The sequence below is a fragment of the Nocardia sp. CDC159 genome (genome assembly GCF_023740735.1).
GTDB lineage: Bacteria > Actinomycetota > Actinomycetes > Mycobacteriales > Mycobacteriaceae > Nocardia > Nocardia pulmonis.
Window position 1 is genome coordinate 187864 of sequence record NZ_JAMRXH010000011.1, and the last position, 22652, is coordinate 210515.

Sequence of the window (22652 nt, forward strand, 5' to 3'; positions counted from 1 at the left end):
CCACTGGATCGCTCGACCGCTTCAAACGACAACACAAACCCCTAGGATCAGCGCTCACGACGGCATGGACCCACGAACGGGACATCGCCGTATCTTTCGCGTCATCCAGGACCGAAGCACCAGATCCCAGGAAGCTCCCCTGCTGAGAGCGCGCTGTGAATCATATCGGCCGGAACGAATGCCTAGCAACCAGACCGATCGGGAATCAGGGCGCTGCTTCGAACCGAATATTGGCGATCGAGGATTGGAATTGGCCGCCGTTGTCGGCCAGCGCGGTGATCCAGACGAGCACGTAGCGGGCCGGTTGATCGGCCCGCACCGCGATGTCGGTGGCGCCGTCGGCCAGGGTGGCCTGGCCGACCAGCTGCGTCTGATCCAGGGTGGGCGAGGCCGTCGGGGAGGTGCGGACCTCCACCACCGTGCCTGGGCTGGGCGAGGTGATCGTGACCTTGCTCAGCTTGGCGGGGCTGCCCAGCGTGGCCAGGATTCCGACGCCCTTCTTCAGCGCGGGGAACTGCTGGAAGTACTGATCGGTGTGCCAGACCTTGCCGGGTTCGCCGCCGATCACCGCATTGACGTTGCCGGGTCCGTCGGGCGTGCCCTCGGGGGAGAACACCGATACGCCGGTGACCGGGACCGGGGCGCCCGCCGACGGGGACGTCGCCGAACCGCCCGCGGTCGGCGTCTGCGGCGCCACATTGGCCGTGGTCAGGCCCAGCTTGCGCTGTTCGTCCAGCGGCGCCTCCGCCGAATTGGGTGCGAAGATGCTCAGCAACCACCAGATGATCACGCCGACGACCAGCGCCGCGAGCACGCCGAGGCCGACCAGCATCCACATCATCCGCTGGGAGCGTTCCCGCTCGGCGGCCAGCAGTTCGGGATCGGCCAGCGATTCGTCCGGCGCGGACGGGGCGCGCTGGCCCAGGCGCAGCACCGGAATGAAGTCGGTCTTCTGATCGACCACCGAGGCCTGCTCCAGCACGTGCTGAACGGTCGCCGCGGTCCGGACGCCCTTGTTCGACTCCAGTGAGCGCACCGCGACGGCGGAGATCTCGAACGGGACCTCGGGCCGGATCTGCCGCGGCTCCACCGGAGTTCCGTCCGGGCCGAAATCGGCCAGCCGCAGCCCGCCGACCGTGGCGGCGGAGCCGGATACGCCGCCCGGGCGGATCGGCCAGCGCGCGGTGATCAGCGCGTACAGCATCGCGCCGAGGCCGCGCACATCCGACTGCGCGTCCGAATCCGACAGGGTGCCCGGGAAGGCCAGCACCGCATCGCCGGAGGCGCTGATGCGCACCCGGTCCGGGTGATCGATCGACAGCGAGCCGCCGCCGCGATGGGCCAACTCGGCCGCCGCCGCCAGGGCCCGGATGGCGCGAGCCGCACCGATCGGCGAGGGCACGGTCTCGGCCATCTCGCGCAGCGAGCGGCCCGGTGTCCACTCGGCCACCACGATGCCGCCGGAGCTGCCGCGCACCACGTCGAGCACGCGCGCCAGACCCGGGGAATTGATCCGGCCCAGGCGTAGCGTGCGGGACAGAATGGCCTGCGGCCCATCGTGGCCCGCGTTGTCGGCCGCCTTCTGGTCGGCGTCGACGAAGGTCAGCGCGACCTCGCGGTCCAGCTTCACATCCAGGGCCTGCCAGAACTTCAGTCCGCGCGCACCGCCGTGGCTGGCCAGCAGCCGGTATCGCCCGCCGGCCACCGACGCACCCGGAATCAGCTTGGGGCCGCGCGGGGTTCGCTTGCCGGGCGGCTCCACCCGCATCGGCGGCATCTCCGGTGAGGCGACCGGCAGCATGCCGGTGTCGTAGGTCTGGTCGCGCGCCGGTCGTTCCGGTGCGGCGGCCTGATCGGCCTGCTCCGTCTGCTGATCGGCGGCGTCCGCCTCGGTGTCGTCGGCGCGGTCGGCCGGTGGCACCTGTTCGGGCGGGACGTCGTCGGTGCGGACTGAACCTGCCGCCTCGGCGGCAGCATCGGCGGCCGGGACGCCCCCCGCCGCGTCGTCGCTCACCTTCGTTCCTCCTTCGCCCTGGTGTATCGAAATCCGAGATGGCGGCACGGTACCCGGCTCGCCGCCGGTCCGGCCGAAATTCGGCTCCGCGCTGATACCGGATTCGGCATCCTCGCGAGAGCCGATACCGGTATTTGCATTTCTATGCCGAACAGGGTACGGGAAGTCGCCCACGCCGGGGCGGTCAACCGTGCTCGGGCGGATGACCGGCAACACCATGGTCTGCGCGTCCATGTACGGGTCGTACCGGTAGTAGTACGGCGTATCGAGTTCGGGCCGCGGCAGCACCGTGGTCGCCTCGACATCCGCGTGGGCGGTGCCGTCGAGATCCAGGTCCGGTGCGGGCGGGGTGATTCCGAGCCGCCGCGAGATCGACACGGTGATCGCGACGACCTCCGGAATCCCGGCCAGTCGCATGAGGCCGAAGGCGACGCCGAACAGGACGACGGCGTCCAGGCCGATGCGGAAGATCGCACCCAAGCCGCTGTCCAGGCGCGACAGCCCCAGGATCTGCTCGACGATCAGCGTCACCGCCGCACCGGCGACCGAGGCGAGCACCACCCGGGTGACCGTGCGCCCCACATTGGCCATGCGCAGATCGCCCAGGCTGCGATGCAGCAGCCAGCCGCCGATCACCGCACCGGCGACGAACCCGAGGCCGTTGGCGACACCGAGCGCGATCACAACATGGTCATCGGCGAACAGCACGGGCGCCAGCGCCGACAGCACCATCTTGACCGCGGTGATGCCGAGGATGATCCAGGTCGGCGTCCAGGCCTGCTCCCGCGCGTAGAACACCCGCAGGTGAATCAGCACCAGCGCGTAGGGAATCAGCGTGAAGGCCGACCAGCTGACCGCCTCGCCCAGCCGTCCGGCATCGCCCGCGCCAAAATTGCCGTAACCGTAGAGCGCCTGGCCGACCTGCGGTCCGGCAATGGTCAGGAAGGTGACCACGGGGACGAACGCGATCATGGTCAGGCGGGTCGCGACGGATAGATCGTCGACCACCGCGGGGGTGTCGTCCGCGGCGGCATTGCGGCTGAGCCGGGGCATGATCGCGGTCAGCAGGGTGACGCCGAGGACGCCGTACGGCAGTTGCAGCAGCAGCCAGGCGTTCTGATAGATGGCCGGGCCCGCGACGTCGGCATGCGAGGAGATCCGGGTGCCGAAGACGAAGCCCGCCTGGCTGATCAGCACGTACAGGATGACCGCCGCGCCCATGCCGCCGAACTGCTTGAGCCGATCGTCGAGGCCCCACAGCGGCCGCAGATCGATGCCCGCGCGCTTGATCGGCGGGAGCAGGCAGGCCACCTGTACGAAGACACCGAGGGTGACGCCGAGGCCGAGGATGAGCAGCTTGGGCTGACCCATCCGCATCGGATCGAGGGTGATCTCGCCCGGGGTCACCGCGTACAGCCCGAGTACGGCCAGTACGACGAGGTTGTTCAGCACCGGCGCCCACGCACCCGGTTTGAAGATCTCGTGCGTATTCAGGATCGCCATGAACAGCGACGACATGCCGTACAGCAGGATCGCGGGCACCAGCAGAAAGGCCAGGGCCGTGGTCAATCCGGTGCTGACCTTGCCGCTGTCGGACAGGAAGACGTATTTGATCAGCAGCGGGGAGGCCGCGGTACACAGCAGTGCGGCTGTACCCAGCACGGCGAACGCCATGGTGACCAGTCGCCGCACGAAGGCGGCGCCGCCGTCGGCGTCCTCCTTCTCGGCCCGCACCAGCGTCGGCACCACGAAGGCGGTCAGCACCGCGCCGAGCACCAGCTGTTCGACCATGGTCGGAATCTGGCTGGCGACGGTGAACGCACTGGCGATCGCCGGACCCAGCACGGTCAGCAGCAGCAACTGCTTGCCGAAGCCGGTGATGCGGCTCATCAGGGTGGCGATCGCGATCGAACCCGAGGCGCTCAGCAGGCGGGAGGTGGAGCTCTGACCGCCCTGCGGCTTGTCGTCCACGACCGCGACCTGCTGGGCGGTGTGTGCGGGGGCCGATCGTCCGGCCCGGGGCGGGGCGGACTCGGCACCGGGTAGCTGCCTCGGTAACGGCCGTGGTTCGGGTCGCGGCGGCCGCATCGGGACCTGCTGCTGCGGACCGCTCGGCGGGCCGGGCGGATAGGGCCGCTCCGGCGGTAGTGCTCGGCGTCCCCCGGGCGGTGCGCCGTGTGGCGCACCGCCCGGGGGGGAGTGCGGCTCGTCCGGTGACCCCTGCCGCGGAGCCTGATTCGCCCCGCCCGGCACCCGGCGGATCGGGCCGCTGGGCGGCATATGTCGCGGGCCGTGGATCGAAATCTCGGGCGGGTCTTGATATTCCGGCCCACCCGGCGGAACCCGCCGCGCCGCGCGATCCGGTCCGCCGGGCGGAACCTGGCGCATGGCCCCGCTGGGCGGGGCCTGATTCGGCGGGACGCGCCGCATCGCGCCGCTCGGTGGGGCCTGATTCGGTGGCACTTGCCGGTTCGGCTCCCCGGGTGCGCGCGGTGGCACCGATCGCATCGCCTCGCCCGGCACCTGATTCGGCGGCAGCTTGCGCATGGCCCCGCTGGGTGGGGCCTGATGCGGGGGCAGTTGTCTCGTCGGCTCGTTCGGATTCGGCCGGACCTGGCGTACGGCTCCGCTCGGGGGGGCTTGATGCGGGGGCAGTTGCCGTGTCGGCTCGTTCGGGCTCGGCGGGACCTGGCGTACGGCTCCGCTCGGGGGGGCTTGATGCGGGGGAACCGGTGGCATCGAGCCACCGGGTACCTGGTTCGGCGGTAGCTGTCGGGTGGTCTCGCCCGGTGCCGGATGCGGCGGAAGTGGGCGCGGAGCACCGGCGGTGGGTGTCGGCGGCAGGCGGCGCGGCGGACCGTCGGGGGTCTGGTTGCCCGGGGATACCCGCGGAATCGGACCGCTCAGGGGTGGTCGCGCCGGGCGGGGCTCATCGCCGGGCGGGCCGTCGGCCCGCGGCGGCGCCGGTGGGCGCGGGCCGCGTTCCCACGGGGCGGCCGGGGCGCGGCGCGGTACCGGACGGTCCTCGCCCGGCCCACTGGGTCGGGGGGCGTCATGGTCACTCACCGCGACTCCCGTTCTCGCGGCGCCGGGAGGTCAACCAGTACGGTCACCCCGGCCGAACGCGCGCCGTGATCGCCGCTCATGGTTCCTCCTGTCGCTGCAGCACCCGGCGCCGCGCCCGCAGGTAGCGATTGACCCTGCGGCGCGTCCCGGGGTCCAACCCCTCGTCGGCCGGATCCGGCTGCCCCCGGAAGCGACGCCACAGTCGGCGACCGGCGAGCAGGAGCAGCAGTGCACCGGCACATGCGGTAATTATCGCCAACGCCTGACCATAGGCGTTGGACCGCACCGATACCGATGTGGCATTTCCCAGCGCGATTCCGTCGGGTGTGGTAAGGGAGATCGGAATCACCAGGTTGCGACTGTCGGTGACCTCCGTCGGAATCTGGAACGAACGGGTGCCCTCCGCGGGCAGGATCTGCTCGCCGATATCGGTGATGTTCGTCTCGGCGGGTGCGCCGATACGGAACTTGATCCGGATCGCCACCGGCAGATCGTTGCGCGCGACCAATAGCAGCGGGCTCTTCTCCGAGGCCAGGGTGTACACCCCGCCCGGCGGCAGCACCGTCACCTTGCCGAACAGCGTGTCGAGGGTGCGCGTGGTCTGATCCAACCGGCGCTGCGCGACCGTATCGGCCTGCCAGGCCGGATTGCTGCGATCCGACAGCGTGAGCACCCGCACCAGATCGTCGCGCAGCGGGGTGAGGTACTGCTGCGGCGTCGGCTCCTGCTGCGGCACCTCCGCCAGGGCCGACAGCAGATCCGCGATCCGCCTGTCCTGCGCCCGGATCGGATCGAAGAACTGATCCGGCACGGCCACCTCGGCGACTCCGGACAGATAGTCAACCTCGAACGGCCGCGGATCCGGCGGCATGGCCAGCAGCTCGCCGAACGGGCGCGGCGTGGCCAGTCCGTTGCGGACCAGCAGGTCGAGCTGCCCCAGCAGCGCGGTCGCCTCGTCGCGGTTGGCGCTCCACGTCTGCGGCGGCATCAGCAGCAGCGAACGCGGACCACCCGCCTGCGGATTCAACGCCGACCACGACACCGCGCCCAGTGCGTCCTGCAGCCGTGCCACCCGGGAATCGTGAGCCACCTCGTACCGGACGCGCTCGGGTGTGAAGGGCGGCGTGGGCGGATTCGAGCCGACCGCGGCCAGGGCGGTCGCCGACCAGATGTCGAAGGTGGCCGCCTTCAGTCCCGGCTCGGCCGGGGGCGGCGTCTCGGGGACGGGCGGCGGCGCGTACGCGGGCAGCCGCACCAATTCCGGTGCGGTCGTTTCCCGCTCGGGCGGCCGCGATGCCGTATTGCGCACGGTGCCGCCGTCCCGGCGGGTGCCTCCCGTTGCGGTGCTCCGGGATTCGGCCGTGGTGACGGCGGTGTCGGCGAGCACCGCGGTGTGGTAGCCGTGCCCGGCGAGCAGGGTGGCCGCGCCGGGGTCGACACTGCCCGCGTCGGGCAGGGCCACACCGCGCATCGACTTGACCGACAGCACGGAATCCACGATGTCGGCGGGCGCGTCGATCGCGCGCGCGGTCAGCTCCGGATCGTTCACGGCGGCCAGTGCGGACAGGTCGACCTGAGCGAACGGCAGTGCGACCGTGCACATTCCGGACGCCACCGTGCGCAGCCGATCCAGCCACGCCTTGGCGGCGCGCATCCCGTCCTCGGAACCGTCGCGGGTCGGCCCGGCGGGATCCGACGGACTGGCCAGCACCCGATAGCCGCCGGTCATATGCGACACCGTGAGCAGCAGATCCGGATCGATCGCCAGGCAGATCGAGGAGGCCAGGCTCGCACGCCCGGGGTCGCGGCCGGTCGCCGGGCGCAACACCGCTTCCAGCGCCGCGACCAGCTGATCGAGTCGACCGCCCGCACCCAGCTCCCGAGCCAGTTCGTCGTCGGTCAGCAGCGCCTTGCCGTGCAGCGGTCCGGTGACCCCGGCGACCAGTCGGGGCCGGTCGGCCAGCGGCCAGATGGTGGTGATCGCCACCGGCGCCTCGGTAGGAGCCGGGATCGGTTGTCCCGTCTCGCCTTTCGCCTCTCCGGCGGTCGATATCGCGGGCAGCCCCAGGACCGGCAGCAGGAAGCGGGCGTCGTCGAGGCGGGCCTGTTTGCCGTAGTCGGGCACGCCGTTGACGTTCAGCAGCAGGGGGTAGACCCCCGGCTCGGTGATGCCGAGCGAGGAGGTGACGGGCACGCTGCCGCTCGCGCCGTAGGTTCCGGGGCGGATGCCGACCCGGATCGTGAACTGCTGGCGCTCGGCGGGCTCGAGCCGCTCGGCGATCTCGTCGAAGGTGGTCCTGGGCTCGTAGTTCACCTCGTCCATGCGCAGCGTCGAGCGCAGGCCGCTGCCCGTGGTGATGGCCGCGCCCAGCTGTAACCGCACGTCGACGTCCTCGACCGGCCGATCGCCCACATTGGTGACGGTGCCGGTGACGGTCAGCACGGCGTCGCTGGTGGTGGTCACCGCCCGCGGGCTCACCGAGTCCAAAGTGAGCTTGAGGAACTTCGGACCGGACGAGTCGCTGGCGCCCGAGGGCTGCGCGGCGGCCGGTCCGGCGAGCGTCGTCGCCGCCGGACCGGACAACACCGCCAGCGCCAACGCGACGAACATCGGCACCCAGCGGCGCAGATGGCGCCCCGCACGCGTCATTGTCTGCCGTTCTCCATCCGGTCGATCAGGCGGTTCGCGACCTCCGCGAGTCGTCGCTCGTCGGCGTAGGCCAGGCGCGACTCGAGTTCGCCGAGCGGAACCCAGGCGACCTTGGTGACCTCGACATCGGCGTCGGAGAGCTCCCCGCCCACCGAGCGCATCAGATAGTGATGCACGGTCTTGTGTACCCGGCGCCCGTCGGTGACGAACCAGTAGTCGATGCTGCCGAGTTCGGCCACGACCGTGCCGTGGATCCCGGTTTCCTCGGCGACCTCGCGGACGGCCGTCTGCTCGGCCGTCTCGCCCTCCTCGATATGCCCCTTCGGTAACGACCACAGCAGGCGGCCGCGGCGGTCGGTGCGGCCGATCAGCGCGGCGCAGCGCGCCTCGCGCGGACCGTCCAGACCGTCGACCACCAGGCCACCCGCGGAGGTCTCGCGCACGGTGCGCATGCGGGGTTTGCTCTTGCCCTTGTGGCTGTCCGCCGAACTCCCGGCCGATCCGCGGCGCCGGGGCTGGCGGCGTCGACTGTTCGCGCGATCGGCCGGAGACACTGCGCCAGTTTAGCGGTGCTTGATAGGCCGCTCCTTCGTCGCGGCGGGGTTTGCGGTCCCTGCGGCTCGTCGTTTCGAGGTCGGCGCTTGCTCCTTCGTCGCTTGCGCGCCGACCTCGAAACGACGAGCCGGCCGCATACCGGACGGGGTTGGCCGGGCGTGTCGACGCCGGGGTCGAGGGGGCTTCGGTGCGGACTCAGCGGTGCTTGTCATACCAACTAAGCTGCATCTCCGTGGTTTCGCCGAAGTCCGAGTCCGAGTCCGAGAACGACCGCCGTACCCGATTGCTTGCCGCGGCGGCGATCACGCTGGGTCGGCTGTCGGATGTGCTGACCCCGCTCGGTGAGATGTTCGCGGCTCGGGGGCATGCGCTCTATCTCGTGGGGGGCAGTGTTCGGGATGCGGTGCTCGGGCGGTTGGGGACGGATCTGGACTTCACCACCGACGCGCGTCCGGAGCAGGTGCTGGAGCTGCTGCGGGGGTGGGCCGACAACATCTGGGATACCGGGGGGCTGGCGTTCGGGACCGTCAGCGCGGCCAAATCGGGGTGGCAGCTGGAGATCACCACCTATCGCAGTGACAGTTACGACCGGGTCTCGCGCAATCCGGAGGTGACCTTCGGTGACAGTCTCGAGGGTGATCTGGTGCGCCGGGACTTCACGGTCAACGCGATGGCGGTGCGTATCGGAGCGCTGGGCGAACTCGAATTCGTCGATCCGCTGCACGGGATGGACGCGCTGCTCGACGGCGTGCTGGATACGCCTGCGGCGCCGGAGGATTCGTTCAACGACGATCCGCTGCGCATGCTGCGCGCGGCGCGATTCGTCGCGCAGCTGGGGTTCCGGCTCGCCCCGCGGGTGCGCGCGGCGATCACCGCGATGGCCGCCGAGATCGATCGCATCACCGCCGAGCGCGTGCGCACCGAGCTGGACAAGCTGATCGCGGGTGAATTTCCGACCGAGGGCATCGATGTCATGTGCGAGACCGGGCTGGCCGAGCGGGTGCTGCCCGAGGTGCCCGCGATGCAGCTCGAGATCGACGAGCATCACCAGCACAAGGACGTCTACCAGCATTCGCTGACGGTGCTGCGTCAGGCCATCGACCAGGAGCAGGGCGATCCGGATCTGGTGCTGCGCTGGGCCGCCCTGCTGCACGACATCGGCAAGCCGCCGACCAAGCGCAACGAGCCGGGCGGCGGCGTGAGCTTCCACCACCACGAGGTGGTCGGGGCGAAGATGGTGCGAAAGCGCATGCGCGCCTTGAAGTATCCGAAGCAGTTCACCGAGGACGTGGCCCGACTGGTGTATCTGCACCTGCGCTTCCACGGCTACGGCAAGGGCCAGTGGACCGATTCGGCCGTGCGCCGCTACGTCACCGACGCCGGCGAGCTGCTCCCCCGCCTGCACAAGCTGGTCCGGGCGGACTGCACCACCCGTAACAAGCGCCGCGCCGCCCAATTGCAGTCCACCTACGACGACCTCGAGGCTCGCATCGCCCGGCTACAGGAACAGGAGGACCTCGCCCGGGTCCGTCCGGACCTGGACGGCAACGCCATCATGGAGCTGCTCGGCCTCGAGCCCGGCCCCCAGGTCGGCCGCGCCTGGCGATTCCTCAAGGAGCTGCGGCTCGATCGCGGTCCGCTCACCCGCGAGGAGGCCGAGGCGGCCCTGCTGGAGTGGTGGAACAAGGGCGGGTCCTGATCAGAAGATGATCAGCGTCGTCCCCGCGACGATGGCCGAACGCAGCTGCGCGAGGTCGAAAGAGCCCGCGATGTCGGGGATTTCGATGCGGAAGCTAATCCGCTCGTCGTGGCGGTCGGCCCGCACGATGCGAATATCGGCGGGTAGTTCGGACAGCGGTATCGGGGCCGGTCGGATCCAGCGGCGCGGCACCGAGATGCCCAACCAGGTGGCCCGGTGGACCGCGATGGTGACGATATTGTCCGCGACCACGGCATCCACCAGGGCGTGGAGTCTTCGGCGGCGGTGCCGCGCGGTGATCAGGCCGTCGGCGGCGACCCCGAGCTCCCAGTCGGGCTGTCGATCGTTGAGCCAATCGGCCACCGCCGCGGTCGTAACGGTGCCGGTGACGTCGAGCGTCGCGGCGCGCACCCGGGTCGGCACGCCCGGAACGAGTCGGACGCCGTGCGCGATCACCGTCATCTCCTCGATCGGGTGACCGTTCCACAGCAGCCCGGTCAGCACCGTCTTGGTCTGAAAGTGGGCGCCGCGGCGGCGCACCTTCAGCGTCGTCAGCGTGGCCGTCATCCGATGGCCGAGCAGTGTCGCGCTGACCTCACGCCCGCCGAACTGGCGCAGAATCCCCTCGCTGAGCAGTGTCATCAGCACATCCGGCAGCAGCGCGGTCACGGTACCCGCACCGAGGTCCGCCACCGGGTCCAACCAGGTGAGCCAGGACTTCGGGTCGAAATAGGTGGCCATGATCGGTTCGAGCGTACTGGCCGGGGGTGAACTTTCCATTCGGTGTTGTTCACATCTCCGGAAGAGGGGGCCGTTCCGTCCGCAGATTCAGATATTCCTCCGTTGTCGGTCCGCAATCGCGGTCCTATGCTGCTGATCATGCCCAGCCTGCGGATCCGGGACGCCGCCGAACTGCTCGGTGTCAGCGATGACACCGTGCGGCGATGGATCGACACCGGCGCGCTCGGCGCGCACAAGGACGCCGCCGGGCGGCTCGTGATCGAGGGCCGGGAGCTGGCGGCCCTGGCCGTCGAGCACGCGCGGCCGCCGCAGGCCCGGCTGGGCAGTGCCAGTTCGGCGCGCAATCGGTTTCCCGGACTGGTCACCCGCGTGGTGGCCGACGGGGTGATGGCTCAGGTGGAGATGCAATGCGGTCCGTTCACAGTCGTGTCGTTGATGAGCAGCGAATCGGTGGCCGCACTCGGTCTGGAACCGGGCAGCGTCGCGGTGGCCAGCGTGAAGGCCACGACCGTGATCGTGGAGACGCCGTCATGAGGCGGGTGGCCGTCGTGCTCATCGCCGCGGCCGTGGTGGCCGCGCTCGGGAGCTGCGGTGCGCAGAATCCCGGCGGCGACCGGACCACGTTGACCGTCTTCGCCGCGGCCTCGCTGAACAAGGTCTTCACCGATCTCGGCGCGAAATTCGAGACCAGCCATCCGAATACGAGAGTGACCTTCAACTTCGCCGGTTCCTCCGAGCTGGCCGCTCAGCTGAACCAGGGCGCCCCCGCCGACGTCTTCGCGGCCGCGGACACCGCCAATATGGGCAAGGTCACCAAGAGCGGGCGCATCACCGAGCCGCCGGAGAACTTCGCGACCAATGTGCTCACCATTGTCACCCCGCCGGGCAATCCGAAACATATTGCGGCCCTGGCGGATCTGTCCCGTCCCGGCCTGCGCCTGGTGGTCTGCGCCCCACAGGTGCCGTGTGGCTCGGCGACCCAGAAGGTGGCCGCCGCGGCGCACGTGTCGCTCGCTCCGGTGAGTGAGGAGTCCGCGGTGACCGATGTGTTGGGAAAGGTCATCTCCGGCGAGGCCGACGCCGGTCTGGTGTACGTGACCGATGCCGCCGGTGCGGGAGCCAAGGTCGTCACCGTGCCGTTTCCGGAATCGTCGGGCGCGGTCAATACCTATCCCATTGCGGCCGTGGCGGATTCGAAGCAGGCCGAGCTGGCACACCAGTTCGAGGCCCTGGTCACCGGCCCGGACGGCCGTGCGGCGCTGGCGCGGGCGGGCTTCGGCGCGCCATGAGCCGCGCCGATGATTCACGTGAAACCGGGCGGCCGTGATCCCGGCCCTGCGGCGTGATCCGGGCCTGGCGGTGCCGCGGTGGTTGCTGCTGCCCGCGGCGCTGGGCTTCGCCTTCGTGGCCGGGCCGCTGTTCGCGCTGACCGGTGCGGTGGACTGGTCGCGGCTGTTGACGCTGGTGAGCGCGCCCGCGTCGCGAGATGCGCTGGCGCTCAGCCTGCGTACCGCCGTGGCGAGTACGGCGCTGTGCGTGCTGCTCGGTGTGCCGATGGCGGTGCTGCTGGCGCGGTTGCGCTGGCGGGTGCTGCCGGTGTTGCGGGCAATGGTGTTGCTGCCGTTGGTATTACCGCCCGTCGTGGGCGGACTGGCGCTGCTGTCTCTGTTCGGCCGCTACGGGCTGCTGGGGCGGCAGCTGGAGGCGGCCGGAATCCGAATCGCGTTCAGTACCACCGCGGTCGTGCTCGCGCAGACATTCGTCGCACTGCCGTTTCTGGTGATCACCCTGGAGGGCGCGATGCGCACCGCCGGTGATCGCTACGAGCGGATCGCCGCCACCCTGGGTGCGGGTCCGGCCACGGTGTGGTGGCGGATCAGTGTGCCGCTGCTGCGCCCGGCGCTCGTCTCGGGTGCGGTGCTGTCGTTCGCCCGCGCGCTGGGCGAATTCGGCGCGACGCTCACCTTCGCCGGTAGTCTGCGCGGGCGCACCCGGACGCTGCCGCTGGAGATCTATCTGCAGCGCGAGAACGATCCGGACGCCGCCGTGGCGCTGTCGCTGCTGCTGGTGCTGCTGGCCGTGCTGATCGTGCTGGTGGCCTACCGCCGCGTCGGCGGGACCCGCGAACGCGAATGGGCCGGTACGCCGTGGCGCTGAACGTTCCGGGCGGACTGGAGGTCTCGATGCGCCTCGCGGCGCGCGATGTGACGGTGGAGCTGACCGTCGCGCCGGGTGAGGTGCTGGCCGTTCTGGGACCCAATGGCGCGGGCAAGTCGACGCTGCTGGAGGTCGTGGCCGGACTGCTGCGGCCGGATACCGGCCGGATCGAATTGGGCGGGCGCACCCTCACCGATGTGTCCGGTGCGACGCTGGTGCCGCCGCATCGGCGGGGTATCTCGATGCTCGCGCAGGATCCCCTGCTGTTCCCGCATCTTTCGGTGGCGGCGAATGTGGCCTTCGGACCCCGCAGCCGCGGCCTGCGCCCCCGGGCGGCCCGCGCCGTCGCGCGGGAGTGGCTGGCCGCGGTCGACGCGGTCGCGCTGGCCGAGCGGCGGCCCGGCGAGCTGTCCGGCGGTCAGGCGCAGCGGGTGGCGCTGGCGCGGGCGCTGGCCGTCGAACCCGACCTGGTGTTGCTGGACGAACCCATGGCCGCCCTCGACGTCGCCACCGCACCGGCCATGCGGGCGCTGCTGCGGCGGGTGTTGCGCGGTGAGCGGAACGGCAAGGGCGCCACGGCGATTCTGGTCACCCACGACATCGTCGACGCGCTCACCCTCGCCGACCGGGTCGTCGTGCTCGAATCCGGTCGCATCGTCGAACAGGGACCGGTGGCCACCGTGCTGTCCCGCCCGCGCAGCGCCTTCGCCGCCCGGATCGCCGGGGTCAACCTGCTGCTCGGCACGGCGGTGTCCGCCGGGCGGGTGCGTGGCGCCGCGCCGGAGTCGGCGGGTTCGGCTCACACCGGCGCGGTACGCAGCGGCGACGACCTGGTGTACGGCCGGTGTGTCGGCGAGTGGACGGTCGGCGCGTCGGCGGCCGCCGTCTTCTCCCCCGCCGCCGTGGCCGTCTATCGCGAATATCCGGCGGGCAGCCCGCGCAACGTCTTTCGGGTCGATATCGCCGAACTGACCGACCGCGGCGGCATCGTTCGCGTGCATGCCGCCGATCGTCCCGGCGGTGCGGGTCTCGTCGCCGATCTGACTCCGGGCGCGGCGGCCGAGCTGGCACTGGCCCCGGGCATGTCGGTGTACTTCGCCGTGAAGGCCATCGAGGTCCAGGTATATCCCTGCTGAGGGAACCGCGCGGCGACCGGTCGCGTCGAATCGACATGACCGATATCGAGTATGTCTTCGGCCTCGGCGACGGTCCCGGGCGGAGCTGGTCCTCCCCCGCCGACCTGGACCTGACGGGCACCGGCGTATTCGACGCGGTCGGGCTCGATTTCGACGGCGACGGCTACACCGACGACGCGCTGTGGGACCGCGACGGCGACGGCGTGGCCGAGATCTCCGCCCTGGATCTCGACGACGACGGCCGACTCGACCACTTCTGCACCGATCCGGGCGGCCTCGGCACCTGGGCCGAGCCGCTGTGGCCGCTCAGTGGATGAGGGTGTGCCTGCGGGTATTGGCCGCGATGGCGACAATGCCCAACCCGTAGATCACCGCGCCCGCGAGCACGACGCCGAACGAGCGCCCATCGATCGGAATCACCAGCGCCGTCACCGCGATGGCCAGTACGAAGGTGATGTTGAAGACGGTGTCCTGCAGGGCGAAGACCTGCCCGCGGCGGGAGTCATCGATATCGATCTGCATGGTGGCGTCGCCGGTCAGCTTGATGGTCTGTCCGGCCAGGCCGAGCAGGAACGCCCCCACCAGCAGTAGATGATGCGCCCGGCCCTCGGCCGCACCGGTCGTGACCGTGATCGGGGTGACCAGTACCAGCTGCACCGCGATCGCGGTCGCCAGACCGGCCACCACCGTGCGCGGGCGGCCCAGCCGCGGAATCAGCAGCGGCGCGAGTACCGCCGCGGCCAGCATGCCCGAGGCGACCGCGGTGATCGCCACCCCGAATCCGACCAGGCCGCTGTTCAGCGAGACGCCGTCGGCCTGGGCCCGGCGCAGCACCAGCACCATCAGCAGGGTGTTGGCGCCGAAGACGATTCGATGCGTGCCGATGCCGATCATCGCGGTGGTGCATTCGCGCGAGGACCACACCGCCCGCGCGCCGGTGCGCAGTCCGGTCAGGATGGCCCGCACCGAACTCGTCGGCGCGCCCTCCCCGGGCTCCGGGCCGAGCCTGCGCGCGGTGAATCCGGCCGCGGCCACCCCGCCGACCAGCGATCCAGACGCGCTGACCGCGACCGCCACGGCCGAGGCGAAATCACCGGCCCCGATCGCCCCGATGATGGCCACCGAGATCGCCGCACCCACCCCGGCGCAGGCCGAGGCGGCGGTCGCCAGCACCGAATTCATCGGCACCAACCAGCGCTGCGCCAGCACCCGCGGCAGCGCCGCGGACACCCCGGCCAGCACGAATCGGCTGATTCCCACCACGGCCAGCGCCAACAGCAGCAGCGGCGTATCCCGGATGCCGCCCAGCAGTCCGGCTGCGGCGATCAAGATCAGCAGCGCCCGCAGCACATTGGCGACCAGCAGCACCATGCGCCGGTCCCAGCGGTCCAGCAGCGCCCCTGCATACGGTCCGATCACCGAATACGGCAGCAACAGCACGGTGAATCCGGCCGCGATGGCCAGCGGATCGGTCGCTCGCTCCGGGTTGAACAGGATCGCTCCCGACAGCGCCGCCTGGAACATGCCGTCGCCGAACTGCCCGGCGAACCGCACCAGCGCCAGCCGCAGCATGCCCGGGCTGCGCAGCACGGCCGTGGCTGCCGCGCGTCGCGTCGCGCGCTGTTCCTGGGTCATCTCAGTGCTCTGACTTCGCGGTCACCAGCGCGTACACCGTCTCGCGCATATCCGGCGCCATGGGCAGCCGCGCCAGCGCCGCCGCATCGATCCAGCGGAACTCGTCGTGTTCGCCCGGCGCCAGCGCCACCTCGCCCGGCTCCACCTCGACCACGAAGCTGTACTTGCGCACCCGGGCCTTGGTGCGGGTGGCGTAATCGAAGCCGCCGACCACATCGACGATGCGCCGCACGCGCAAACCCGTCTCCTCGAACAACTCCCGCGCCACACATTCGGCGAACGTCTCCCCCGCCTCTACGCCGCCACCGGGCAGCTCGTACATCCCACCCTGCCAGTCATCGGCGACACGCCGTACCACCAGCAGTTTTCGCTCTCGGAATACGGCCACGCCGACGACGAAGTGATCGATACCCGCGCTGCGCGCCTGTTGCCGGAGTTTGCGCTCGATGCCCGCGAGTACTTCGGGTCGCATCAGCGGTTCACCTCCGGTTTCGGTTGCGGCACATCATGATACGGGCGGGGTGTCGATGGGTCTCGGGCCGCCGGACGCGGGGACGGTGCACGGAGCGCCGGACATTTGCCACCGGCCCGCTACCGGTCCCGGGGCGGACCGTGATCGGCACACCGGGGCCGGTGTCGCTCCACGCTAGAATTTACTAGGAATTCGGGGCCGGGCGGCGGAGGTGCTCCTACCCTGAAGGATGATCGGTGCTCGGCCCGAGAGGAGGACCACGGTGTCCACACTCACGACACCACACATCGATGTCCATCGTGGCGGCGACCGCATGAAAACCCGTGTGGCGTGGCTGGATTCGAAGCATTCGTTCTCATTCGGCGAGCACTACGATCCCGAAAACACCCACCACGGCCTGTTGCTGGTCAATAACGAGGACATTGTCACCCCAGGCCGGGGTTTCGACACCCATCCCCACCGCGATATGGAGATTGTGACCTGGGTGTTGAGCGGATCACTGGTGCATCAGGATTCGCTCGGGCACAGCGGCATCATCTATCCCGGTTTGGCGCAGCGGATGAGCGCGGGCACCGGAATTCTGCATTCGGAGAAGAACGACTCCTGGCGGCTGTCGCCGAACATCGCCGAACACGACGAGCCCGTGCATTTCGTGCAGATGTGGGTGGTCCCCGACGAGCCGGGCCTGACCCCGGGATATCAGCAGCTCGAGGTCGACGACGAGCTCGCCGCGGGCGGCTTGGTGACGGTGGCCTCCGGGCTGGCGCGCTATCGCGACCGGACGGCGATCACCATCAACAGCAGCCACTCCGCGCTGCACGTGGCCCGGATGCCCGGCGAGTCGACGGCGGTGGAACTGCCCGAGGCGCCGTATCTGCATCTGTTCGTCGCGCGCGGCGAGATCGATATGGAAGGGGTCGGCACGCTGTACGAGGGCGATGCCGTGCGGCTGACCCGCAGCGGCGGCCAGCGAATCGTGGCCAATCTGCCATCGGAAATCCTGGTGTGGGAGATGCATGCGCGCCTCGGCGCGCAATAACATTCACAGCGCATCGAACCCGGCATATCACCCGGGGCCAACGAGAGGACAGCCATGACGGAGAATCCGCCTCCCGGCCAGTATCCGCCGCCCGGCCAGACGCCCCCGCCGGGTCAGTATCCGCCCGGCCAGAATCCGCCCCCGCCGCCGGGTTCGTATCCGCCGCCGCCCGGTCAGCCCTACTGGCAGGAGCAGAAGGGCAAGGGTCTGGCCATCGCGGCGCTGGTGCTGGGCATCCTTGCGCTGCTGAGCTTCTGGACGATCGTCGGCGGCATTCTGCTGGGCCTGGCCGGGTTGATCATCGGCATCATCGCGACGCTGAAGGCCCGCCGCGGGGCCGCCGCGGGTGGCGGGATGGCGATCGCGGGCCTGGTGCTGAGCCTGATCGCCCTGATCGCCTCGATCGTGGTCACCGTCATCGGCGTCAGCTTCTTCACCTCCAGCGGCGGTAAGGACTTCGTCGACTGTGTGAACAAGGCGGGCGGCGACCAGGCCAAGCTCGATCAGTGCGAGCGCGACTGGAAGCAGACGCTGGAGAACAAGTACAGCGTCACGCTGACTCCGGCGCCCTCGAACTAGTGCGTCCGGCACCCGAGGGTGACGGCCACGACCTCAGCGAAGGTAGGCCGGGCCACACCCTCGGGTCCATCGATCCACACCCGATATCCGGTGCGCTCGTCGGCCGGCGACGGCAGCACGATGCGCGTGCCGGGCACCGCGATCGCGGCGCCGAGATGGATCAGTTCGGCGATCACGCTCATGTCCTGACCGGAGTCGTCCACATGCCCGGTCAGGAAGGTCCAGCGCGACGAGCGCGGATGTCCGATGATCGGCCCGGTCGCGGCGAGCCGCTCGCGCACCCGATGGCCCAGCGTCGCGGGCATGGTCACCACCCCGACCGGTCCGACCTCCAACATGATCCGGCCCAATGCGGGTTCGACCACGCCGTAGAGGGCGTTGTCCTTGCGATAACGGCGGCAGCGTTCGAGCGCCTCCTGCACGGCGGCATAGGACGCGGTGCTCATGGCGAACCCAGCATGTTCACGGCGAACCCCGTCTGTCGTAGGACGGCGTGAAGCGGTTATGCACAGACCGTATCGCCGGGTAATGCGGATGACAATAGTCACACGCCGGGCAATCGCGGCGTAGGATGACCCTGCATGGCACCTCTCTCGCCAACGGTCGCCCGGTGGGAATTGGTACTGCGTCTGCGCGAGTTGCGCGAGCAACGGGGATTCGATTCGGCGACCTTCGCCAAACGGGTGGGTTTCACCCCGGCCAATTGGTCCCATGTCGAGAAGGGTCGACGGGTTCTCACCCTCAACACCATCGGCCCGGTGCTGGAGCTGCTGGACGTCCCCGACGAGGAGCGCGACGAGCTGCTGGCGCTGCTCGCCGCCAGTAAGGATCGCGGCTGGTGGACCAAGTCCTCGGCACTCATCGGGCCCGAACTGCAGCGCTACTACGGCATGGAGTACGGCGCACAGAGCATCCGCAGCTACGACAGCCTGGTGATTCCCGGTCTGCTGCAGACCGAGGCCTATGCCCGCGCGCTGATCAGCGCCGACGTCATGATCCGCCCGGTGCAGGTGGAACAGCTGGTCGCGGTGCGCATGCGCCGCCAGCAGCGACTGCGCGGTCCGGAGGCAGTGGAGTTGACGGCCGTCGTGGGTGAGGCGACGCTGCTGCAGCAGATCGGCGGCCCGCGGGTGCTGCGCGGTCAGCTGGAGTACCTGGCCGACCTGCTGGAGGAGCTCGACACGGTGGAGCTGCGAGTGATTCCGTTCACCGCCCCGGCCGGGGCCATCCTGGGCGGATCCAGCTTCCACCTGCTCGATTTCGCCGCCGATGCCCTGCCGACCTTCGCCTGGGCGGAGAGTGCGGTATTCGGCGGGGCGGTCGACAATCCCGAACAGGTACGCGATTTGGCATTCGCATATGTCCGTGCACTCGACCAATCCCTCAGTCGCACTGAGACATTGGCAATGATTCACAAGTACGCCCGCGTGTAAAATCTGCCCATGCCAACCACCGCCAGGTATCGGGCGAAGGCCACCGGCTGGTTCTCCTCGACCCGTACCAACAACGGCAATCAATGCGTCGAGGTCCGGTTCGACGGCGCCGCGGTACTCATCCGGGACAGCAAGTTCCGGCGCGATCCGGCGCACCGCCCCGAAGACGAGCCCGTCATCACCGTGACCGCGACCGAATGGATGTACTTTCTCGCCACGGTCCTCGATCGTGGCCCGGCCCTCGGCGACCTCACCGCGCACACCGCGGCCGACGGCCACACCACCGTGCGGCACGGCGACGTGACGCTCACCTACACCCCGGGGGAATGGGCGGCCTTCGTGGCAGGGGTCCGCGACGGCGAGTTCGACCGCGACCTCCAGCCCGCGTGAGATCGGCATACTGGACAGCGTGACTTCCGATGTGACGACTCCCTCCGGCCTCGATCTGACCTACCGCGACGACGCCGTGCGGGTGCAGGACGATCTGTTCGCGCACGTCAACGGCAAGTGGCTGGACGCCTACGCGATACCGGCCGACCGAGCGGTCGACGGCGCCTTCCGGAAGCTGTACGACCAGGCCGAGCTGGACGTCCAGACGATCATCCAGCGGGCGGCCGCCTCCGGCGCCGCGCCGGGCACCGAGGAACGCAAGATCGGTGACCTCTACTCCAGCTTCATGGCGGAGGAGGCGGTCGAGGCACTGGGGCTGACCCCGATCGCCGACGAGCTGGCCGCCATCCGTGCCGTGGCCGACCACGGCGAGTTCGCGGCCCTGCTGGGTCGGCTGCAGCGCACCGGCGTCGGCGGCGCGCTGGCCCTCTACGTCGACACCGACGACAAGGATTCGCAGCGATATCTGGTGCACGCCACCCAGTCCGGGATCGGCCTGCCCGACGAGTCCTATTACCGCAGCGACGATTACGCGGAGATCCGCGGCAAATACGTCGAGCACATCCGGCGCATGTTCCACCTGGCGGGCATCGACGACGACCCGCAGCGGGTATTCGATCTGGAACGCAAGCTCGCCGCCGGGCACTGGGATGTGGTGCGCCGCCGCGACGCCGAATTGAGCTACAACCTCGTCACCTTCGCCGATCTCGCCGCCGAGCATCCGGAATTCGACTGGGCGGCCTGGACTTCGGCGCTGGCGGAGGGGGTGGACAAGCCCAGCGCGGAGCTGTTCGCCGAATTCGTCGTGCGCCAGCCGGATTATGTGCGCACCTTCGCGCAGCTGTGGGCGGCCGAGCCGCTCGAGGACTGGAAGTCCTGGGCCGTGTGGCGGGTGCTGCGCTCGCGCGCACCGTATCTCACCGCGGCGGTGGTCGAGGAGCACTTCGATTTCTACGGCCGCACCCTCACCGGCGCGCAGGAGAATCGCGAGCGCTGGAAGCGCGGCGTATCGCTGGTGCAGGATCTGCTGGGCGAGGCGGTCGGCAAACTCTATGTGGCCGAACATTTCCCGCCCGCGGCCAAGGAGCGGATGCAGCAGCTGGTGGCCAATCTGATCGAGGCGTACCGCCGCAACATCACCGATCTGGACTGGATGAGCCCCGAGACCCGGCGGGCTGCCCTGGCCAAGCTGGAGAAGTTCACGCCCAAGATCGGCTACCCGGACCGCTGGCGCGACTACTCGGCGGTCGAGATCGACCCCGAGGATCTGGTCGGCAACTACCGCCGCGGCTACGCCGCCGAACACGACCGGGATCTGCGCAAACTGGGCGGCCCGGTGGACCGCGACGAATGGTTCATGACCCCGCAGACGGTCAACGCCTACTACAACCCGGGCATGAACGAGATCGTCTTTCCCGCGGCCATTCTGCAGCCGCCGTTCTTCGATATGAACGCCGACGACGCCGCCAACTACGGCGGCATCGGCGCGGTCATCGGGCACGAGATCGGGCACGGCTTCGACGATCAGGGCGCCAAATACGACGGCGACGGTAACATGATCGACTGGTGGACCGACTCCGATCGTGCCGAATTCGGTAAGCGCACGAAGGCCCTTATCGAGCAGTACAACCGGTTCTCGCCCAAGGATCTGGACGACAAGCACACGGTCAACGGCGAATTCACGATCGGCGAGAACATCGGCGACCTGGGCGGGCTGTCGATCGCGCTGGAGGCGTACAAGATCTCGCTCGACGGTGCGGAGCCGCCGGTGCTCGACGGGCTCACCGGACTGCAGCGCGTCTTCTACGGCTGGGCCCAGGTCTGGCGCACCAAGGCGCGCAAGGAGGAGGCCATCCGCCGCCTGGCCGTCGATCCGCACTCCCCGCCGGAGTTCCGCTGCAACGGCGTGGTCCGCAACCTCGACAGCTTCCACGAGGCCTTCGACGTGCGGCCGGGCGACGCCCTGTACCTGGATCCCGCCGAGCGCGTGAAGATCTGGTAGTTATCGCAATCGGAGCTCGCTGTCCGCGTCGAAGAAGTACACCTCGTCCGTCTTCGGCGCGAGCAGCAGGCGATCGCCCAGAGTGACCTGGAAGCGGCGGTCTACGCGGGCGACGATCTTGCCCGACCGGCTGGACCATTCGTCGGTCACGCCGTGGGCGTAGACGAAGGACTCCGAGCCGAGTTCCTCGAGCAGCTCGACCTCGACGGGCAGCGCATTGCTCGCGTCGCTGGTGGTCTCCCACGATTCGGGCCGAATGCCCACCACCACCCGGCCCCGGTCGGAGTTCCCGCGCGGCAATGGGATTCGCAGCTCGTTCAGCACGGCCGCCCCATCGCGCACGGGCGCGGTGAACAGATTCATCGCCGGTGATCCGATGAATCCGGCGACGAAGGTGTTCACCGGATCGTCGTACAGCTCGCGCGGCGCGGCGACCTGCTGCAGCCTGCCGTCGCGCAGTACGGCCACTCGGTCGCCCATGGTCATCGCCTCCACCTGGTCGTGGGTGACATAGACCGTGGTGGTGCCCAGGCGTTTCTGCAGCGCCGCGATCTGGGCGCGGGTACTGACCCGCAGCTTGGCGTCCAGATTCGACAGGGGCTCGTCCATGCAGAACACCTGCGGGTGACGCACGATCGCGCGGCCCATCGCGACCCGCTGGCGTTGTCCGCCGGACAGTTTCGCGGGCTTGCGGTCGAGCAGCTGTTCCAGCTCGAGCATGCGCGCGGCCTCGAGCACCCGGGCCATGGTGTCGGCCTTGTTCACACCGGCATTGCGCAGCGCGAAGCCCATGTTCTGCGCCACGGTCATATTCGGGTAGAGCGCGTAGCTCTGGAACACCATGGCCACGTCCCGGGCCCGCGGCGGCAGGCCCGTGACATCGCGGCCACCGATCAGGATGCGGCCCTGCTCAACGGATTCCAGACCGGCCAGCATGCGCAGGCTGGTCGACTTCCCGCACCCCGACGGGCCGACCAGGACGAGGAACTCCCCGTCGGCGATGTCGATGTCGAGGCCGTCGACCGCGGGTGCGGGCGCGCCCGGATACAGGTGCGTCGCACTGTCGAATTGCACTGTCGCCATT

19 protein-coding genes are annotated in these 22652 nt (G+C 69.6%); 11 read left to right on the plus strand and 8 right to left on the minus strand.

What is annotated here, in order from left to right:
- Positions 1-205: 205 nt before the first annotated feature.
- From NDR87_RS23870 to NDR87_RS23880, 3 genes are all read right to left on the minus strand, one after another.
- Positions 206-4102, minus strand: a complete 3897-nt coding sequence (locus NDR87_RS23870) for a lipid II flippase MurJ (RefSeq protein ID WP_372494294.1) — start codon at positions 4100-4102, stop codon at positions 206-208.
- A gap of 1054 nt (positions 4103-5156) precedes the next feature.
- Positions 5157-7730, minus strand: a complete 2574-nt coding sequence (locus NDR87_RS23875; protein WP_251915541.1) for a DUF6049 family protein — start codon at positions 7728-7730, stop codon at positions 5157-5159.
- Complete coding sequence (locus NDR87_RS23880) at positions 7727-8284, minus strand: NUDIX hydrolase (RefSeq protein WP_251915543.1); 558 nt, start codon at positions 8282-8284, stop codon at positions 7727-7729. The genes NDR87_RS23875 and NDR87_RS23880 overlap by 4 nt, the downstream gene beginning before the upstream one ends.
- Positions 8285-8517: 233 nt before the next feature.
- On the opposite strand from NDR87_RS23880, the gene NDR87_RS23885 reads away from it, so the two are divergent.
- Positions 8518-9984, plus strand: a complete 1467-nt coding sequence (locus NDR87_RS23885) for a CCA tRNA nucleotidyltransferase (protein ID WP_251915545.1) — start codon at positions 8518-8520, stop codon at positions 9982-9984.
- Here NDR87_RS23885 and NDR87_RS23890 read toward each other — a convergent pair whose 3' ends face one another.
- Positions 9985-10725: a hypothetical protein gene (locus NDR87_RS23890; RefSeq protein ID WP_251915547.1), complete on the minus strand. Its 741-nt coding sequence runs from the start codon at positions 10723-10725 to the stop codon at positions 9985-9987.
- 138 nt (positions 10726-10863) lie between these two features.
- Between NDR87_RS23890 and NDR87_RS23895 the strand changes: the two genes are divergently transcribed.
- From NDR87_RS23895 to NDR87_RS23915, 5 genes are read left to right on the plus strand one after another with little or no spacing between them, the layout of a single operon-like run.
- Positions 10864-11259 carry a molybdopterin-binding protein gene (locus tag NDR87_RS23895; protein ID WP_251915548.1) on the plus strand — a complete coding sequence of 132 codons (396 nt, stop codon included), beginning with the start codon at positions 10864-10866 and terminating at the stop codon, positions 11257-11259.
- Positions 11256-12014: a molybdate ABC transporter substrate-binding protein gene (gene modA, locus NDR87_RS23900; protein ID WP_251915550.1), complete on the plus strand. Its 759-nt coding sequence runs from the start codon at positions 11256-11258 to the stop codon at positions 12012-12014. Before NDR87_RS23895 ends, modA begins: the two co-directional genes overlap by 4 nt.
- Before the next feature lie 34 nt (positions 12015-12048).
- Positions 12049-12882: an ABC transporter permease gene (locus tag NDR87_RS23905; RefSeq protein ID WP_372494279.1), complete on the plus strand. Its 834-nt coding sequence runs from the start codon at positions 12049-12051 to the stop codon at positions 12880-12882.
- Complete coding sequence (locus NDR87_RS23910) at positions 12858-14018, plus strand: sulfate/molybdate ABC transporter ATP-binding protein (protein ID WP_251915551.1); 1161 nt, start codon at positions 12858-12860, stop codon at positions 14016-14018. Before NDR87_RS23905 ends, NDR87_RS23910 begins: the two co-directional genes overlap by 25 nt.
- Positions 14019-14053: 35 nt before the next feature.
- Positions 14054-14335 (plus strand): hypothetical protein, encoded by a 282-nt coding sequence (locus NDR87_RS23915; protein ID WP_251915553.1) that lies wholly within the window; start codon positions 14054-14056, stop codon positions 14333-14335.
- On the opposite strand, the gene NDR87_RS23920 is transcribed toward NDR87_RS23915, so the two are convergent.
- Positions 14325-15653 (minus strand): MFS transporter, encoded by a 1329-nt coding sequence (locus NDR87_RS23920; protein ID WP_251915555.1) that lies wholly within the window; start codon positions 15651-15653, stop codon positions 14325-14327. The two genes, NDR87_RS23915 and NDR87_RS23920, sit on opposite strands and share 11 nt — an antisense overlap.
- 1 nt (position 15654) lies before the next feature.
- A complete protein-coding gene (locus NDR87_RS23925) occupies positions 15655-16125 on the minus strand; it encodes an NUDIX hydrolase (RefSeq protein ID WP_251915557.1) in 471 nt (156 codons plus the stop codon).
- A 262-nt stretch (positions 16126-16387) separates the two neighbouring features.
- Here NDR87_RS23925 and NDR87_RS23930 point away from each other — a divergent pair, with 262 nt between their 5' ends.
- Together NDR87_RS23930 and NDR87_RS23935 are read left to right on the plus strand one after the other, a co-directional pair.
- Positions 16388-17164, plus strand: a complete 777-nt coding sequence (locus NDR87_RS23930; protein ID WP_251915559.1) for a pirin-like bicupin family protein — start codon at positions 16388-16390, stop codon at positions 17162-17164.
- A 54-nt stretch (positions 17165-17218) separates the two neighbouring features.
- Positions 17219-17743: a DUF4190 domain-containing protein gene (locus NDR87_RS23935; RefSeq protein ID WP_251915561.1), complete on the plus strand. Its 525-nt coding sequence runs from the start codon at positions 17219-17221 to the stop codon at positions 17741-17743.
- Here the strand turns inward: NDR87_RS23935 and NDR87_RS23940 are convergent.
- Positions 17740-18189 carry a hypothetical protein gene (locus NDR87_RS23940; protein ID WP_251915563.1) on the minus strand — a complete coding sequence of 150 codons (450 nt, stop codon included), beginning with the start codon at positions 18187-18189 and terminating at the stop codon, positions 17740-17742. The genes NDR87_RS23935 and NDR87_RS23940 overlap by 4 nt on opposite strands.
- 135 nt (positions 18190-18324) lie before the next feature.
- On the opposite strand from NDR87_RS23940, the gene NDR87_RS23945 reads away from it, so the two are divergent.
- Genes NDR87_RS23945 through NDR87_RS23955 form a run of 3 tightly spaced genes read left to right on the plus strand, consistent with a single transcriptional unit; the run spans position 18325 to position 21568 of the window.
- Positions 18325-19176, plus strand: a complete 852-nt coding sequence (locus NDR87_RS23945; RefSeq protein ID WP_251915565.1) for a helix-turn-helix transcriptional regulator — start codon at positions 18325-18327, stop codon at positions 19174-19176.
- A 9-nt stretch (positions 19177-19185) separates the two neighbouring features.
- The gene (locus tag NDR87_RS23950) at positions 19186-19566 is read left to right on the plus strand and encodes a DUF397 domain-containing protein (protein ID WP_251915567.1); all 381 of its coding nucleotides are present in this window, start codon (positions 19186-19188) and stop codon (positions 19564-19566) included.
- Between the two features lie 19 nt (positions 19567-19585).
- On the plus strand, positions 19586-21568 hold the full coding sequence (locus tag NDR87_RS23955) for a M13 family metallopeptidase (RefSeq protein WP_372494280.1): 1983 nt from the start codon (positions 19586-19588) through the stop codon (positions 21566-21568).
- On the opposite strand, the gene NDR87_RS23960 is transcribed toward NDR87_RS23955, so the two are convergent.
- Complete coding sequence (locus tag NDR87_RS23960; RefSeq protein ID WP_251915570.1) at positions 21569-22651, minus strand: ABC transporter ATP-binding protein; 1083 nt, start codon at positions 22649-22651, stop codon at positions 21569-21571.
- Position 22652 lies beyond the last annotated feature (1 nt).